Source organism: Novosphingobium jiangmenense, from assembly GCF_015694345.1.
GTDB classification, from domain to species: Bacteria; Pseudomonadota; Alphaproteobacteria; order Sphingomonadales; family Sphingomonadaceae; genus Novosphingobium; species Novosphingobium jiangmenense.
Genome location: NZ_JADQDC010000001.1, coordinates 306,791 through 322,687, shown reverse-complemented (window position 1 = coordinate 322,687; position 15,897 = coordinate 306,791). Strand labels below are relative to the sequence as shown.

At 62.4% G+C, this 15,897-nt stretch carries 11 protein-coding genes; 10 read left to right on the top strand and 1 reads right to left on the bottom strand.

Going from position 1 to position 15,897, the window contains the following annotated elements:
* The first annotated feature begins 20 nt into the window (after positions 1–20).
* Positions 21–1,682, top strand: coding sequence for an exosortase E/protease, VPEID-CTERM system (gene xrtE / locus I2488_RS01460; RefSeq protein ID WP_196274029.1), 1,662 nt, complete (start codon positions 21–23; stop codon positions 1,680–1,682).
* A gap of 88 nt (positions 1,683–1,770) precedes the next feature.
* Here the strand turns inward: xrtE and I2488_RS01455 are convergent, their stop codons facing one another.
* Positions 1,771–4,335 (bottom strand): putative Ig domain-containing protein, encoded by a 2,565-nt coding sequence (locus I2488_RS01455; RefSeq protein ID WP_214652142.1) that lies wholly within the window; start codon positions 4,333–4,335, stop codon positions 1,771–1,773.
* 508 nt (positions 4,336–4,843) lie between these two features.
* On the opposite strand from I2488_RS01455, the gene I2488_RS01450 reads away from it, so the two are divergent.
* The 9 genes from I2488_RS01450 to asnB are packed head-to-tail and all read left to right on the top strand — an operon-like array spanning position 4,844 to position 15,891.
* Complete coding sequence (locus I2488_RS01450; protein ID WP_214652141.1) at positions 4,844–5,956, top strand: glycosyltransferase family 4 protein; 1,113 nt, start codon at positions 4,844–4,846, stop codon at positions 5,954–5,956.
* A gap of 55 nt (positions 5,957–6,011) precedes the next feature.
* On the top strand, positions 6,012–7,022 hold the full coding sequence (locus I2488_RS01445; protein WP_343070957.1) for an NAD-dependent epimerase/dehydratase family protein: 1,011 nt from the start codon (positions 6,012–6,014) through the stop codon (positions 7,020–7,022).
* A gap of 3 nt (positions 7,023–7,025) precedes the next feature.
* Positions 7,026–8,300, top strand: coding sequence for a Vi polysaccharide biosynthesis UDP-N-acetylglucosamine C-6 dehydrogenase TviB (gene tviB, locus I2488_RS01440; RefSeq protein WP_196274025.1), 1,275 nt, complete (start codon positions 7,026–7,028; stop codon positions 8,298–8,300).
* 15 nt (positions 8,301–8,315) lie between these two features.
* Complete coding sequence (locus tag I2488_RS01435) at positions 8,316–9,662, top strand: MATE family efflux transporter (protein WP_196274024.1); 1,347 nt, start codon at positions 8,316–8,318, stop codon at positions 9,660–9,662.
* Positions 9,659–10,774 carry a glycosyltransferase family 4 protein gene (locus I2488_RS01430; protein WP_196274023.1) on the top strand — a complete coding sequence of 372 codons (1,116 nt, stop codon included), beginning with the start codon at positions 9,659–9,661 and terminating at the stop codon, positions 10,772–10,774. The genes I2488_RS01435 and I2488_RS01430 overlap by 4 nt, the downstream gene beginning before the upstream one ends.
* Positions 10,771–11,634 carry a polysaccharide pyruvyl transferase family protein gene (locus I2488_RS01425; protein ID WP_196274022.1) on the top strand — a complete coding sequence of 288 codons (864 nt, stop codon included), beginning with the start codon at positions 10,771–10,773 and terminating at the stop codon, positions 11,632–11,634. Before I2488_RS01430 ends, I2488_RS01425 begins: the two co-directional genes overlap by 4 nt.
* Positions 11,631–12,722, top strand: coding sequence for a glycosyltransferase (locus I2488_RS01420; protein ID WP_196274021.1), 1,092 nt, complete (start codon positions 11,631–11,633; stop codon positions 12,720–12,722). Before I2488_RS01425 ends, I2488_RS01420 begins: the two co-directional genes overlap by 4 nt.
* Positions 12,719–13,930, top strand: coding sequence for a glycosyltransferase (locus I2488_RS01415; protein ID WP_196274020.1), 1,212 nt, complete (start codon positions 12,719–12,721; stop codon positions 13,928–13,930). Before I2488_RS01420 ends, I2488_RS01415 begins: the two co-directional genes overlap by 4 nt.
* The gene (asnB, locus tag I2488_RS01410) at positions 13,918–15,891 is read left to right on the top strand and encodes an asparagine synthase (glutamine-hydrolyzing) (RefSeq protein ID WP_196274019.1); all 1,974 of its coding nucleotides are present in this window, start codon (positions 13,918–13,920) and stop codon (positions 15,889–15,891) included. The genes I2488_RS01415 and asnB overlap by 13 nt, the downstream gene beginning before the upstream one ends.
* Positions 15,892–15,897 lie beyond the last annotated feature (6 nt).

The window sequence follows — 15,897 nt, the reverse complement described above, 5'->3', positions numbered from 1 at the left end:
AGAGATCGCGCCTCGCAGGCATGAATTGGCGCGGACTGCTGCCGCCCCTGCTGGTCCTTTCGTGCATTGTGCCTGCCTATCTGGTCTGGCACGCCAACTTCGAGAACCGCATAACGCCCACTGACGGTCTGCACCCGGTGCTGCTGCTGAAATACGCGGTGAAGAGCAATGTGGTGGTGCTGGCGGCGCTGTATTTCCTGACGCGCTTTACAGCAGGCGGGAGCGGGAAGTCCTATGGCGCGCCGACCCGGGGCCAATGGATGGCGCTGTTTGCCGTAGCGGTCGTGGCCTTCTGCGTTTCGCCAAGCCTGCTTTGCGCAGCGGGCACGTGCAAGAACTCCATCGAGGGCACTGAAGCCTACCTTGCCGTGCCGTTGCTGCTTGTTCTGATCATGGCTTGGACAGCGGCGTTCTCGCTGGCGACCCCTGCGACCTACTTCCGGGCACCGCGCATCGTCTATGGCTATGCGGGATTCCTCTGGCTGATCATCGCGGCACAGCAGAATGTCTACGACCTGCTGAGTGACCGGGTATACTTCAAGATCCTGTCGCTGACGATTTCGATCAGCAGCGCGATCATCGAGGCGCTGTCGGGGACGAGGCCCTGGATTTCCCAGGCGTCAGCGGATTCCTACCCGATCATGCATCTGGGAGACTTTTCGGTCCGGATCGCGCCTTCCTGCGCAGGGGCGCAAGGCATTGCGTTGTGCTGCGGGCTGCTGACGCTTTACATGGTTTCCGACCGCGCCCGCCTGCGCTTGGCGCGGGCATCCGTGCTGCTGGTGCTGGCCTGCATAACCGTGTTCCTGTCGAACGCGTTGCGCATCGCCTTGCTTATCCTGATAGGCAAGAGCTACTCGCCGGAGATTGCCGTGGGCGGATTCCATTCGCACTTCGGGCTGCTGGCGTCGCTGGCGGTGACCTTCATCTTCCTCTGGCTGATGCAGTTGTCGTGGTTCTCCCGCGCTCCGATCGCTGACCGCGCCGAAAAGCCAGCCTCGGACGCAGTGCTGGTAGATCGCAGCACAGCTTCGCGTCCGGATTTCACCCTGAATCCGCTCGATGTGATCCTGCTCCTTCCCCTCGCAGGGTTCCTTTTGGCAGGCATGGTGCTCGGCCTGGCATCGTCGGAGTTCAACTGGCTCTATCCCTTGCAGGCTTGCATCGGACTGCTGATCGTCTGGCAGTTCCGTGCGGTCATTCGCGCCGAAATCGCAATGCGGATCAAGCCCGCCGATATTCTTGGCGGGGTGCTGGTCTATGTTTTGTGGCTGGCGCTTGTACCCCACGATGCTGAGCGCAGCCTGGCGATGGAGCAGGCGCTGGACGCTGCGCCGCCACTCCTTGCAGCGGGATGGATCGCCATGCGCCTGCTTGGCGCTACGCTGCTGACCCCGCTGTTCGAAGAACTGGCATTCCGGGGAGGGCTTCAGCGGATGGCCGGCAAGTTCGTGAGCGTGCGGGGTTACTCGCAGGTGTCGGCCCTGATCGCGATAAGCGCGTCCACTCTCGCATTCGCCGCAATGCACGGGGACTTCTGGGCAGCTGTGTTCGCGGGTCTGGTTTACGGCGCGCTCGCTCTAAGAAGCCGTTCGGTGGCACCGGCATTCTATGCGCATGGCATCACGAACTTCCTGCTTTCGGTGCAGGCAATCGCGCTGGGGCAATGGTCGTACTGGTGAGAGACTGCTGAAAACCTCTCGAGAATAAGAAAATGCCGGAGGCGCTTTCACGCCCCCGGCATTCCTTTTGGTCAGCTTGAGTCAGCCGTCAGAACGGCAGACGCACCATGATCCGCACTTCACCACCGGTCAGGCCGTCTTCGGCCGTCGAGGAGGTGCCGTACTCCGCAGTCAGTTCCGTCCCGTCGATGTTGGCGGTGATACCGCCGACCAGCGACAGGTTGTTCTGCTTCGAAGTGGCATGGCGAAGCGTGTAGGTGCGGGTGAGCAGGTCGCTGTAGGCCATGACCTGATCGTAGTTCCCGCTGACGTGATGGCGCAGGTCAGCGCGCAGCATCGGCTTGAGACGGCCCCAGTCATAAGACAGGTTGGTCTCCATCCGCAGGCCTGCCGTGAGGTTCTGCGTCGTCTGCTTTGCTGCGTTGTAGGTCAGCGCATAGGGGCTTGCCGATACTTCGCCGAACCCGTCGAGACTGGCCTTCATGTAGTCGTAGCGAACGCTTCCGGCTACCAGGATCGCACCCATCGGCTTTTCGACCGAAAGGGCGGCAGATCCAAACGTCACGTTGCCCTTGCGGGTAAACCCGGCGAAGCTGGAGTCCGAGGTGACGTAGCGCCTGCCACCGAGATCAACCCAGGTCCCGCCGACTGCGAGGTCGAGGAACACGGACTTGGCCGGGGTGATGCTGGCATAGCCCAGCGCCGACTTTGCGCTGTCCGACGTGCGCGAACCGTGCGTGCCGATGTTGCTCTTGTTCCAGCCATAGCCGAACGCTGCGCCGGCGATGACCTTGGGGCCGACCTGCACGTCGAAACCGAACGTTACCGCATCAGCATTGAAGTGATGGATATCGTCGGTTGCACGATCGATCGAACCTGCAGACCAAGCGGCGATCTTCGGAGCTTCGTCGTCGCAGACGACAGCGACGGGCTTGGCCTTGGCCGATGCCTTGTCGTTCGCCGATACGGGCGCGGTCTGGTTGCCGACGTTGGCACCCGTGGTATCGGTCACGCGGAGGTCGTTGTTGGCACCGCAGCGCAGGCCGCTGTGCAGGCTTTCCATGTGACGCATGGTGTTGTTCAGCTGGCCCTGCGCAAAGCGCGAGGTGGTGCTCAACTGGCTGGCGACGATACCGCGCACTTCAGGGTCGAGAGTCGGATCGGGCCGCTCGCGAATGGTGAAGACATAAGTGCGGGTGCCGTAGTTGCCCTGCGAGTCAACGGCGCGAACGGTGAACGTGTAGGTACCGCTGGCCAGGGTCTTGCCGCTGATGACGCCGGTCGACGGGTTCAGCGTGAGGCCCGAAGGCAGCGAGCCGGAATCCAGCGAGTAGACGTAACCGGTGCCAGAACCACCCGTGGCAACGACGGTAGAGGCATAGTTGATGCCCTGCATCGGTGATTCAAGCGACTGCGGACCGAGGTTGAGGAGCGCGCCGGGCGCGATCACGATGGTATAGTTGCGGGTCTGGTAGTTGCCGGCAGAATCCACCACGCGTGCGGTGAAGCTGTAGCTTCCGGGCGTAGTCGGCGTGCCGCTGACGACACCGGTTCCGGGCGTGAGGACAAGACCGGGAGGAAGCGAGCCGGTGGTCAGGCTGAAGGTATAGCCGCTGCCGGTGCCGCCCGAGGCGGACAGGGTCTGGCTGTAGGCCGAACCGTTGGTGCCGTTGGGCAAGGAAGCCGGATTGAGGGTCAGGACCTGACCGGGATCGATGACCAGCGTATAGCGCTTCTGCGCCGAGCTGCCGTAGCGATCGGTGCAGGTTACGGTGAAGTCATAGCTTCCGGCCGCCGTGGGCGTGCCGCTGATCGTGTTGTCGGTCAGCGAGAGGCCGTCCGGCAGTGTGCCTGAGGTGACCGAGCAGGTGTAAGGGCCGGTGCCGCCGCTCGGAACCAGGCCTTGCGAGTAGGCCGCGCCATTGGTGCCGTTGGGCAGGGAGGCAGGGCCGATGGCGATGGTGGCCGGATCAACCTTGATCGTGCCGGTCAGCGTGGTGACGAGGCCGGTTGCAGTGTCGGTCACGTCGTAAGTGAAGTCGAATGTGCCCACGGCGGTCGGCGTGCCGGTGAACTGGGCCGTGGCGCCGCCATTGGAGAGCGTCACGCCTGCGGGCAGGGCACCGCTGGTCAGGCTGTAGGTGTACGGCCCGGTGCCTGACGGGGTGATGGTTGTCGAGGAGTAGCTCGTTCCCACCGTCGTCGTATCATTGATCGAGGCGGGATTGACCGAGAGGCTGCAAGCCCCGCCGGGTCCCGCAGTCATGTTGATCGACAGGTCGAACGTGCCGATGCTGCCGTTGCCATCCGTGATCGTCACCGTGAAGGGGAATGAGCCGTTCGTGTTGTCGCAGCTCAGGCCGCTGACGACGCCTGCCGTCGACAGCGACAGGCTGGTGGGCAGGGGGCCGCTGGTCAGCGCGAAGGTATAACCAGGCGTTCCACCGCTCAGACGGGTCGTGATGTCGAAGTTATAGGCAACGCCGCGCTGGGCAGCGGGAAGGGAAAGGTCGTCGATCGTCATGCCACCACTGGTCGCGCTTCCCGCAAGCGCCGGCGATGCGGTGGTGGTCATGGCGACGAACGCGGCGAATAGCAGCAGAAGTATCTGCCGTAGCCTGCGCGCAGCAAAGCGCGTTCGATCGAGTTGCATGGTTACCCCGTGTTTTTGGCCCCGCGTTCAAAAGACACAGGACGCAGTTGAAGGTAACGATGCGGTAGGCCTGCGTTGCTGACACAGAAATCATCGGGATGGGCTACTGCATATCGCGATTGACCTACGATCCGGGCAGGCATGGCGAGCGGACGCAATTGCCCTGCTGTCGGCGGACTCCTCCCTCACCGCAGGCTGTTCGAACAGCAATATTTCGTCACAAAAATAGTGTTTTCATTGCGACAATAGAGCTTTCCGAGGCGCTGCGTTTCCTCTAACGGTCCCCACCAGACAGTTGGCGGCAGGGTGTTTTCACCCGCCGTGCGGTAGCTATGGAGCTTCGCCTCGCTGACTAGTCCTATCCCGCCCGGCGTTTTGCAGACCCCCGCATCCGATGAGGGGCGAGACGGATTGTTTCGAAATTCATATCGTCCGGCCTCCTGTCACCGACGGGGCCGTCGCCTGAACCAGCCCGCTTCCTGGACTGCCAATTACCTTTCCCATGCATGTGCTTCTGACCGCAAACGCGGCCTGGAACATCTTCAACTTCCGCAGGCCGGTTGTCGAAGACGTTCTGGCCAGAGGCGGGCGGGTTACCGTTGTCGCCCCGCCTGATGAGGCGATCGGTGAATTGCGGGCCATGGGCTGCGATACGGTGCCGCTGGAAATGAACGTCAAGGGCCTCAACCCCCTGACGGATCTGGCACTTATGCGGCAGCTCCGCACGATCTTTGCCGTAGTCAGGCCGGATGTGGTGCTGAGCTACACCATCAAGAACAACATCTTCGGTGCGCTGGCGGCGAAGTCCGTCGGCATACCGTTCGTGCCCAATGTTTCGGGCCTTGGCACCGCATTTCTTTCCGGCCCGGTCCTGCGCGGGCTTGTCGAGGCCCTCTACCGGGCGGCGTTTCGTGGGCTTCCGGTCGTCTTCTTCCAGAACAGCGACGATTGCGGGCTCTTCCTCGACCGCGGCCTTGTCCGCGAGAATCAGGCGCAGGTTCTCCCCGGCTCCGGCATTGATCTCGAGCGCTTCGCGCCCGTGCCACTGCCGGGAGGCGACGCGCCGGTCTACCTGCTGATCGCACGAATGCTGCGCGACAAGGGCGTGCTGGAGTTCGTCGAGGCGGCAAAGATCGTCCGCCGGACCTTGCCGACAGCGCGCTTCCAGCTGCTTGGTCCTGCCGACTCCGCCAATCGCTCGGCTTTCGCGGAAACGACCGTGCGCGGGTGGGAGAAAACACACGGCGTCGAATACCTTGGCACGGCGCCGGACGTACGCGCCCAGATCGCCGCTGCCGATTGCGTCGTCCTGCCGTCCTATCGTGAAGGCGCGCCTCGGACGCTGATCGAGGCAGCAGCCATGGCTCGCCCGGTCATTGCCACCGATGTGCCCGGCTGCCGGGCGGTGGTGGAGAAGGGTGTCACCGGGCTGATGTGTGCCCCGCGCGATGTCGCGACGCTGGTCGATGCCATGACTGCATTTGCCTTCATGCCGGATCACAGGCGGACGGCGATGGGGCTGGCGGGGCGGGCTCTGATGGAGAGCAAGTTCGACCAGGCGCTGGTCGCGCGCGCCTATCGCGAGGCGATGGCCAGCATCACGAGCAGGCCGCTCGCCTGACTGCGGCTGCCAGTCGGCATCCGCCAGGAAAAGAATGAACGGGAGCTACCATTCAGTGCGTCGCGTCTTCATTACCGGTACCGCCGGATTCATCGGCTTCTATCTCGCCCGTGTGCTGCTCGCGGAGGGCTTCCGCGTCCACGGTTATGACGGGATGACCGACTACTATGACGTGGAGCTGAAGAAGCGGCGGCACGCGATCCTGCTGTCGAACCCGAACTTTTCGGCCGACGAGGCAATGCTCGAGGATCGCGAAGTACTCGATGCAGCAATCGACCAGTTCCGGCCGGAAGCCATCGTGCATCTCGCGGCACAGGCCGGTGTCCGGTACTCGCTCGAGAATCCGCATGCTTACGTAAGCGCCAACGTCGTCGGCACGATGAACGTGATGGAAGCGGCAAGACGGGTAGGGGCGGGGCACCTGCTCATGGCTTCGACGTCGTCGGTCTATGGCGCGAACGAGGACATGCCGTTCAGCGAGACTGACAAGGCCGATACGCAGCTGACGATCTACGCCGCGACCAAGAAGGCCACGGAGAGCATGGGCCACGCCTATGCCCACCTGTGGAACCTGCCGACCACGATGTTCCGGTTCTTCACGGTCTATGGCCCGTGGGGACGCCCCGACCTTGCCTTGTACAAGTTCGTCGATGCGATCCTCGAGGACCGGCCGATCGACATCTACAACAACGGCGAGATGTACCGTGACTTCACCTACATTGATGACCTGGTGCGCGGCATCAGGTTGCTGATCGATGCGGTGCCGGAGCGGCCGGAAGGTGGTGTGGTGCCAGCGGGAGACAGCCTCTCGCCTGTCGGCCCGTTCCGCGTGGTCAACATCGGTAACTCCGACAAGGTCCGCCTGCTCGACTTCGTCGACGCGATCGAGGACTGCCTCGGGAAGAAGGCCATCCGCAACTACATGCCGATGCAGATGGGCGACGTGCCGGCGACCTGGGCCGATGCGAGCCTGCTTCAGAACCTGACCGGCTATCGCCCGCAGACCGACTTCCGCGACGGCATCGCGCGCTTCGTGGCTTGGTTCCGCGAATACTACGGGAAGTGAGCAATGGCTGAGCAGAACCTCCCGATCGCGGTGATCGGCCTCGGCTATGTCGGCCTGCCGCTCGCTACCGAGTTTGCGCGCCATCGCCCGGTGATCGGCTTCGACGTCAACGCAGAGCGGATCGCCGCGCTGCGTGCCGGGAACGACCACACGCGTGAAGTGTCTGCCGACGAGCTTGCCGCCGCGCGGCATCTAGACCTGACCAGCGACCCGGCGGACCTGGCTGCAGCAACGATCTTCATCGTCACCGTGCCAACGCCGATCGATGCGCACAAGCGCCCCGACCTGACCCCGCTGATCAAGGCATCGGAGACCGTCGGACGCGCACTGAAGAAGGGCGACATCGTCATCTACGAGAGCACTGTCTACCCGGGGGCCACTGAGGAGGACTGCGTGCCGGTGCTCGAGCGGGCCTCGGGCTTGCGCTTCAATGTCGACTTCTTCTGCGGCTACAGCCCGGAGCGGATCAATCCCGGCGACAAGGCGCACCGGCTGACGACGATCCGCAAGGTCACTTCGGGATCCACGCCCGAGGTCGCGGAGAAGGTCGACGCACTATACGCCTCGATCATCACCGCCGGAACTTACAAGGCGGAATCGATCCGCGTGGCCGAAGCGGCGAAAGTGATCGAGAACACCCAGCGCGACCTCAATATCGCCCTCGTCAACGAACTCGCGATCATCTTCAACCGCATGGACATCGATACCGATGCCGTGTTGCGCGCGGCGGGAACCAAGTGGAACTTCCTGCCCTTCCGCCCCGGTCTCGTCGGTGGCCACTGCATCGGCGTGGACCCCTATTACCTGACCCACAAGGCCGAGTCCCTCGGCTACCACCCGCAGGTCATTCTTGCCGGCCGGCGGATCAACGACGGCATGGGCGCCTACGTTGCGGGCCAGATGGTGAAGGCGATGCTGAAACGCCGCATTCATGTGGACGGCGCGCGGGTGCTGGTGCTGGGCCTGACATTCAAGGAAAACTGCCCTGACTTGCGCAACACTCGCGTTGTGGACGTGGTGGAGGAGTTGCGGGATTACGGAATGCAGGTCGATGTACACGACCCTTGGGCTGGTCCTGAAGAGGCGCGGGCGGAGTATGGGCTGGACCTGATCGGCACGCCTGAACCAGGTGCCTACGATGGGATCGTGCTGGCGGTGGCGCATGATGCCTTCATCGCGACTGGAGCTGAGGCGTTACGCAGCTACGGCCGCAAGGGCAGCGTATTCTGCGATCTGAAAAGCGTGTTCAGGCCCGACCACAGCGATCTCAGGCTGTAACAGGCGGTGAAAGGCTTGTCACTTCGGAGCGAGCTCCTGCGCACGCTTGCCGGCAGCACCGGGGTTTACCTGTTCGGCACCGCCATGGGCTTCCTCGTGGGGATCCAGCTCGCCCGCGGGCTGGGTGTCGCCGGTTACGGCCTTTACGGTTCGGCAATGGCCGCTGCCAACCTTGGCGCAACGGTGGCTTCGGGCGGTCTGCAATTGCATGCAACCCGCGAAGTTGCAGCGAGTCTCGCCAGGAAAGAGCCTGAAACCGCAGCGCGCCTGATAGGCTGGTCGCTGCGCAATGTCCTTGTCCTGGGGGCAGCGGCATCTATCTCGGTCGGCGGATATGTGCTGTCCGGGCAGGGCGCGGAGACGGGGCTCGGCCTTTGGGCAATGTTCCTGACTCTCTTGATGTCGCTGATTGCGCTCGCCGGAGCAATCGTGCGGGGAACGGAGGCTGTCGTAATCGGCCAAGCGATGGACGTCGCAATCCGTCCGGCGGCCCAGTCCGGTCTTCTTCTGATCGCAATTCTCGGGTCTGGAACCATCGATCCGGGTTTGGCACTGGCATTGTCATGCCTGGCAATCATCTTCGCGTTGCCATTCGGATGGCCAGCGATTTCGCGCGTCTGGACGAAGTCGCCAATCCGTATCGCCAGTGAAGAACAACGTGCATGGCGGCGCGCAAGTGCAACGATGGGCCTGACGACAATTATCCGAGCGACCGAGGCAGCACTGCCGCTGATCATACTCGGGGCGATCTCGACCATGGAGGAAGCGGGTATCTTCCGCGTGGCCACCGCGGTGGCCGTTTTCTCCATGTTCGGCGTGAACATTATCTCCGCGATTGCTCCGCAAAGCGCCGTGCGACTTTATGCCACCGGAGAAATGGAGAAGCTGAGGTCGCTGGTAGCCATGTATTGTTTCATAATGGTAATACCGTCAGCCCTGCTTATTCCGGTTCTCTGGATAGATGGTGAAGCTATTCTGACGCTTCTGTTTGGAAAGGAGTTCTCTCCTGCCACGGGACCACTGCTTATTGTCCTCTTTTCATCTCTGATTGTCGGCTTGGGAGGGATGGGAACAACGTTGCTCCATGTCTCCAACAATGAAAAAACCGTGACTACGACGTCATTCGTGGCATTAATCGCAGTTGTGTTGGTAAGCCTTGTTCTTATTCGAAGATATGGAGCATACGGTGCGGCAACATCAGTTCTTATTGGTTCATTTATCAGAGTTGGTTCGCAAACAATAGCGGCACGTAACCTGACTGGCATTGATCCCAGTTTCTTCGCCTCCATCCTGAACATTGCACGACACCTTCGTGCGAAGCGATTGCTGATCCATCCTGGAAAGCCTCGGGAGCAGGAATGAGCCGACGCAAAATCCTTTTCGTGAGCGAGTTCTTTCCTCCCGAAGGAGAACGCAATCAGACGGGGGGCACAATCAGTAACCGCAATCTGATCAGGTTTCTGGCCCAGGAATACGATGTTAATGTCCTGACATTTGATCCCACCTCGAAACCGCATCTATTTTGTAGTGAACCGTATAAAGTCATACAGAAAGTTCGCCCGGCATGGCGCGCGGCCGGCCTGTTTCTGTTCTGGCAAGACTTCGTTCGGAAATGCACGAAGGACCTTGCTGGCGGTGCGAATGAACCGGATTTCCTGATCGCCACCACGTCTACACTCGCCGCCTTCGATGTGGCTCCACCACAAGCCAGATGCCTGGCTGTTGTACAAGCCTTCGAGAATTTCGGCCTCAACTGTCGCTGGGTTCCGCCACGCTCGAGGGTTGATCTTTTCAAGGGTGCCGTTCTGCGCCGTTTTCAGGACGGGCGGCTGATGAGGCACGCCGACGGGGTGCTGACGAACAGCAACTTCATGCGCGCGGCAATTGCCCGGCGTTTCCGAATTGAACCGGGCAGGATTCACGTCCTCAAGCAACAGGTCGACTGCGAACCTGCGACACGGAGGCCGCCGCAAAAGACTATCGGCTTTGTACATCGAGGCAAGGACAAGAACATCGCGCTTGTTCTGGAAATAGCGCGAAGATCTCCGGATCTGACCTTTCTGGTTTATGGACATTCGGCTGAGATTCCGGATGGTCGGCCTGCAAATGTGTCAATCATGGGATGGCAATCGGACCGAAGCGCAATGTTCGCTTCGGCTGCGGTGTGGTTGGTGCCGTCTCTCTGGGCCGAACCCTTTGGCCGGGTTTCGATCGAAGCGCAGGCAGCGGACAGAGCTGTACTGGTCGCAAACTGCGGCGGACTACCCGAAACAATCTTCGATCATCGATTCCTCATCGATGGGTATGACCCGGAGGCATGGCTCTCCAGAATACGACAAATTCTGGATTTGCCGGAAACCGAGATTGCCGCGGCTGGCCAACTAGCACGCGAGGCATTCTCCAAACGCGCCCATGACGAAGCAATTCTAACGTCGATGGCGTCAATTACCCGCACTGTAAGGAAGACCAAATGATCCCCCAACGCATCAGAGCAATTCCACACAAGGTAAAGGTGACTGGAAGCCTGCTTGCCGGCAGGGAGGCGTTGTTGATGTCCTGGGCAACCCAAGGCGTCATAAAGCACAACTGGGGGGACAAGCTGAACGAGTGGATGGGAGAAAAGATCTCCGGGCTCGAAGTCATTCACCGGGAAGAGATCTATCCCTATCCACCCAGGCCGATACATTACTGGATCGGCAGCCACCTGGCTACGGCATGTGCTGATCCGAACGCCATCGTCTGGGGTGCGGGCTGCATTTCCGAGACGGTTCCGCTTGCGGGCCGGCCGCGAGAAATCTGTGCCGTTCGTGGATGGTTGTCCAACGAGCGCCTCAAAAAAGCAGGTTTGCCCGCGCCGGATGTGGTTGGTGATGCAGCGCTTCTCCTGCCACGGCTCTACAAGCCGAAACGGGAGCTCGAACGCAAGGCTCTGGGCGTCATCCCGCATTGCTTCGAGTGGGACGAAGAGTTCTATCGCAAGACACGCGATTGGGAAGATGCGCGCGTGATCGACATCTGCGGCGGAATTGAAGAAGTTATCGAACAGATCGTCGCATGTGACCGCATAATCTCTTCCTCGCTGCACGGTATCATCTGCGCAGACGCCTATGGCGTACCGGCGATATGGCTGCACGCATCTGACAAGCCCGTGGGCGATGGCTTCAAGTTTCGCGACTACTTCTCCTCGGTCGGACGGCCGGACCGGGACCCCATAATCGTGGATGCAGGCACCGAACGTTCCGCGTTGGAGGACCGCTTTCATGATTACCGTGTAGCGATCGACCTGGACGCCCTCTGGGCAGCCTGTCCAGTCCCGCCCGTGATGGCGGGATGATCATCTCGATTATTCTCCCCGACCTTCGTGGTGGGGGGGCCGAGCGGGTAATGCTCGACCTTGCGCGGGAGTTTGCGCAGGTTGGCCATGAGGTCGAATTCGTCCTGATGCAGGCAGTGGGAGAGTTTCTGCCTGAGGTTGGAAGTGATTTCAGCGTGGTCGATCTTGGCGCGCCACGAATCCGACAGGTGCCGCTTCTCTTGGCGCGCTATCTGCGAGACCGGAAGCCTGACGCCGTGATCGCGAACATGTGGCCGCTCACGTCGGCCAGCGTCGTCGGCCGCGCGCTGGCGCGCTGGCGTTGCAGGCTGCTTCTGGTCGAACACATCACGCTGGCCCGGCAATATGCGTCTTGGGGAAAGATTCATGCCTTTGCGCTGGCGCTCAGTATGGCGGCGACCTACCGCTTCGCCGACAAGGTCGCGGCGGTATCCGAGGGCGCGGCCGCCGAAACTGCGGACTTGGCGAAGTTGCCGAAGTCCCGCGTGGGGGTGCTGTACAACCCGATCCCGCAAAGACTGATACCTTCCGAAGAGCAGCGCACATCCGCCGATCGGCTATGGAATTGCAATCCGGGCCAGCGCATTCTGAACGTCGGCAGCTTGAAGGACATGAAGAACCACCGCCTCCTCCTGCGCGCGTTCGCGGCGTTGGAGCGGCCCGAGGCGCGGCTGATGTTGCTGGGTCAAGGTGCGAATGAGGCCGCCTTGAGAAGCCTGGCGGAGACCCTGGGTATCACGGACCGGGTGATCTTCGCAGGTTTCCACGTCGACCCGTCACCATTCTATGCGACGGCCGATCTGTTCGTGCTGTCGTCGGACCACGAAGGGTTCGGCAACGTGATCGTCGAGGCCCTCGGCCATGGCCTGCCGGTCGTTTCAACCGATTGTCCGTCAGGTCCTGCAGAGATCCTCGAGAATGGCCGCTACGGCCGACTGGTGCCGGTTGGCGATGCGGGGGCGCTGACGGTCGCCATCGATCTTGCCCTGTCCACACCGGTGGATGCTGCGGCGCAGAAGGCGCGCGCGGCCGATTTCGTGCCCGGAATCGCAGCCCGGAAGTATCTCGACCTTCTGGGGCTTGCATGACCTCCACGCTCTACCTGACGCGCAACGGCCTTCTCGAACCGCTCGGGCAAAGTCAGGTCCTGGCCTATCTGCGGGGCCTGTCGCGGGACTACCGGATTACGCTCATAACCTATGAGAAGGATGAAGACTGGGCCGACCGGCAACGCGTGCTCCGCCAGCACGAGGAATGCAATCGGCTGGGCATCTGCTGGCTGCCGCAACGGTTCCGGCCCCGCCCCAAGGTGATCGCGCCCGCGCTGTCGATGCTCCGGATGGTCTGGCTGGTCCGGCGCGAGGTGCGAGCCCAGGGCGCGCGGCTGATCCATGCGCGGTCCTACATTCCGGCCGCCGTGGCGATGATCGTGTCGCGATTGACGGGGGTGCCCTTCATCTTCGACATGCGAGCGCTCTGGCCCGAGGAACTGATCACCGCAAGGCGGCTACGGCGCGGATCGCTGCTGCACCGCGCGATCGCTGCGACCGAGCGGGCCTGTCTGCAGCGGGCGAGGGCGGTCGTCTCGCTGACCCATGCGGCGGTCGATCACCTCGCAAGGGTATATCCGGAGCACGTGGTCTGGCAAAAGATCACGGTCATCCCAACCTGCGCCGACCTCGATCGTTTCGTGTCAGCGGGTGAGGCCCCGCCACGTCGGGTGATCGGGTGCCTCGGGACGGTATTGAGCGGTTGGTTCCGGCTGGACTGGCTCGCCTCGTTCCTGTCAGCGGCGGCGACGTGCGACGAAGACGCTGTGTTTGAACTGACCACGCGGGACGATCCTGCGCCGGTTCGCGCCGCGCTGGACCCTGACGGACAGTTGGGTGACCGGCTGCAGATTGCCCCATCGGCCCCCGAGGATGTGCAGAAGGTGCTACAGGGGCAGACCGCGTCAGTGATGTTCTACGCGGGTGGAGAGATTTCAGAACTTGGTCGCTCTCCCACGCGGATGGCCGAGATCCTCGGCTGCGGATTGCCGGTAGTCGCCAATGAGGGCGTCGGTGACGTCGCCCGCATTATCCGCGCGCATCGTGTGGGTGTCCTTGCCGCCGGAGCAGAGCCGGAAGCGATGGCGGCAGCGTGGTCAGAGCTGACAGCCTTGCTGCAAGATCCCGGACTTTCCGCTCGCTGTCGAAAGGCGGCGGAGGAGGTCTTTTCACTTGATAGCGGCACTGCCGCCTATGCCAGAGTTTACGAACAGGTGCTGGAGGACAAGCGCGCATGTGCGGCCTGACCGGGATTCTTGCCCCGCAACATCAGGCCACGGGAGATTTGGGCCATCTCATCAGCGCGATGACCGAGCCACTCGTTCAACGCGGCCCCGATGCCGGCGAAGTCTGGGTCGGCGAAGGCATTGCCCTGGGTCACAGGCGTCTTTCGATCCTCGACCTTTCCCCCGCCGGCGCGCAGCCAATGCACTCCGCCTGCGGGAGATACGTGATCGCCTTCAACGGCGAGATCTACAATCACCTCGATCTGCGCCGCGATCTCGGGGCGGGTGGGGCAGGGCCGGAATGGCGGGGACATTCGGACACCGAAACGCTGCTCGCCGCGATCGCGCATTGGGGGTTGGATGAGACGCTGCGCCGCGCTGCGGGCATGTTTGCCATTGCGCTCTGGGACAAGCGCGAGAGGCGGCTGTCGCTCGCCCGCGACCGCGTGGGCGAAAAGCCGCTTTACTGGGGCTGGGCCGGCAAGGCGCTGGTCTTCGGATCCGAACTCAAGGCGCTGCGCCAGCACCCCGATTTTCCGCGCGATGTGTGCCGTGAGGCTTTGGCGCAATATCTGCGCTTCGCCTATGTCCCTGCCCCGCGCAGCATCCACCCCGGCGTCTACAAGCTGGAACCGGGCTGCATCCTGACAATCGACGGCACAGCGCCGGTGGTGCCCCCGCACACCCCACTGCGACCGGGCGAGAGCTACGGATCGCTGACAATCCGCCGTTACTGGTCTCTCAACGAGATGATCGAGAGTGGTGCAGGGGCGCAGTTCACGTCAGAGAATGAGGCGCTCAGCAACGTCGACACGGCACTGCGCAAAGCAGTCGACCGGCAAATGCTCGCCGATGTGCCGCTGGGGGCGTTTCTCTCGGGCGGGATCGACAGTTCGCTCATCGTGGCCCTGATGCAAGCGCAATCGTCGCGGCCTGTCCAGACCTTTACAGTAGGCTTCGAGAACCCCGCCTTCAACGAGGCCCCATTTGCCGCGGCAGTGGCCCGGCATCTTGGCACCGACCACACCGAACTGACCGTAACCGAGAACGATGCGCGCGAAGTCATCCCGCTTCTCCCGGACATCTACGACGAACCCTTCGCGGATTCCTCGCAGATCCCGACGCATCTCGTGTGCAGGGCTGCCCGCGGGACCGTCACCGTGGCCTTGTCTGGCGATGCGGGCGATGAGTTGTTCGGCGGTTACAACCGCTATTTCTGGGGGCCACGCATCTGGCGGCGATTGGACTGGATGCCTCATTCAGTGCGCGGCGGGCTGGGCCGTGCGATCGCCGCAGTTCCTGTGAAGGCATGGGATCGCCTCGGTGCAATCTCCGGAGGCAGAGTGACACGACCGGGCGACAAGGCGCACCGTCTGGCGGCACGGTTGCGCGACGTTCGGACGATGGACGACCTTTATCGCAGCCTCGTGTCCGAATGGCCCGGAGAGCAGATGGTGCCCGGCCTCGAGAAGGCCGGCAAGACACTGCTCGACGATCCTCTGCCCGAGGTTCTGGCGCACGATGCTTCGGCCCGGATGATGGCGCAGGACATGCGCACCTATCTGCCCGATGACATCCTGTGCAAGGTGGACCGCGCGGCGATGGCAATCAGCCTCGAGACACGTGTTCCGTTTCTTGATCCAGAGGTGCTGGCGGCCTCGGCAAGACTGCCCAACCAGATGAAGATCCGCGACGGCAAGGGGAAATGGGCGCTGCGGCAGATCCTCTACCAGCACGTTCCACGCGACCTGATCGAACGTCCCAAGACCGGCTTCGGCATCCCGGTGGGGGACTGGCTGCGTGGCCCGCTGCGCGGCTGGGCAGAAGATCTCCTGTCTGAAGAAAACCTGCGGCACGACGGGTTGATCGATCCGGCGCCCGTCCGAAAGGCCTGGGCGGAGCATCTGTCCGGCCACCGCGACTGGACCCACCGACTCTGGATCATCCTGATGCTGATGGCATGGCGTGAGCGCGTCGCATGAGGACCC

Bases quoted from the DNA above. Each gene is read 5' to 3' on its own strand.
- xrtE (WP_196274029.1), top strand. From the start codon at position 21: ATGAATTGGCGCGGACTGCTGCCGCCCCTGCTGGTCCTTTCGTGCATT.
- I2488_RS01455 (WP_214652142.1), bottom strand. From the start codon at position 4,335: ATGCAACTCGATCGAACGCGCTTTGCTGCGCGCAGGCTACGGCAGATA.
- tviB (WP_196274025.1), top strand. From the start codon at position 7,026: ATGGCTGAGCAGAACCTCCCGATCGCGGTGATCGGCCTCGGCTATGTC.
- I2488_RS01430 (WP_196274023.1), top strand. From the start codon at position 9,659: ATGAGCCGACGCAAAATCCTTTTCGTGAGCGAGTTCTTTCCTCCCGAA.
- I2488_RS01425 (WP_196274022.1), top strand. From the start codon at position 10,771: ATGATCCCCCAACGCATCAGAGCAATTCCACACAAGGTAAAGGTGACT.
- I2488_RS01420 (WP_196274021.1), top strand. From the start codon at position 11,631: ATGATCATCTCGATTATTCTCCCCGACCTTCGTGGTGGGGGGGCCGAG.
- I2488_RS01415 (WP_196274020.1), top strand. From the start codon at position 12,719: ATGACCTCCACGCTCTACCTGACGCGCAACGGCCTTCTCGAACCGCTC.
- asnB (WP_196274019.1), top strand. From the start codon at position 13,918: ATGTGCGGCCTGACCGGGATTCTTGCCCCGCAACATCAGGCCACGGGA.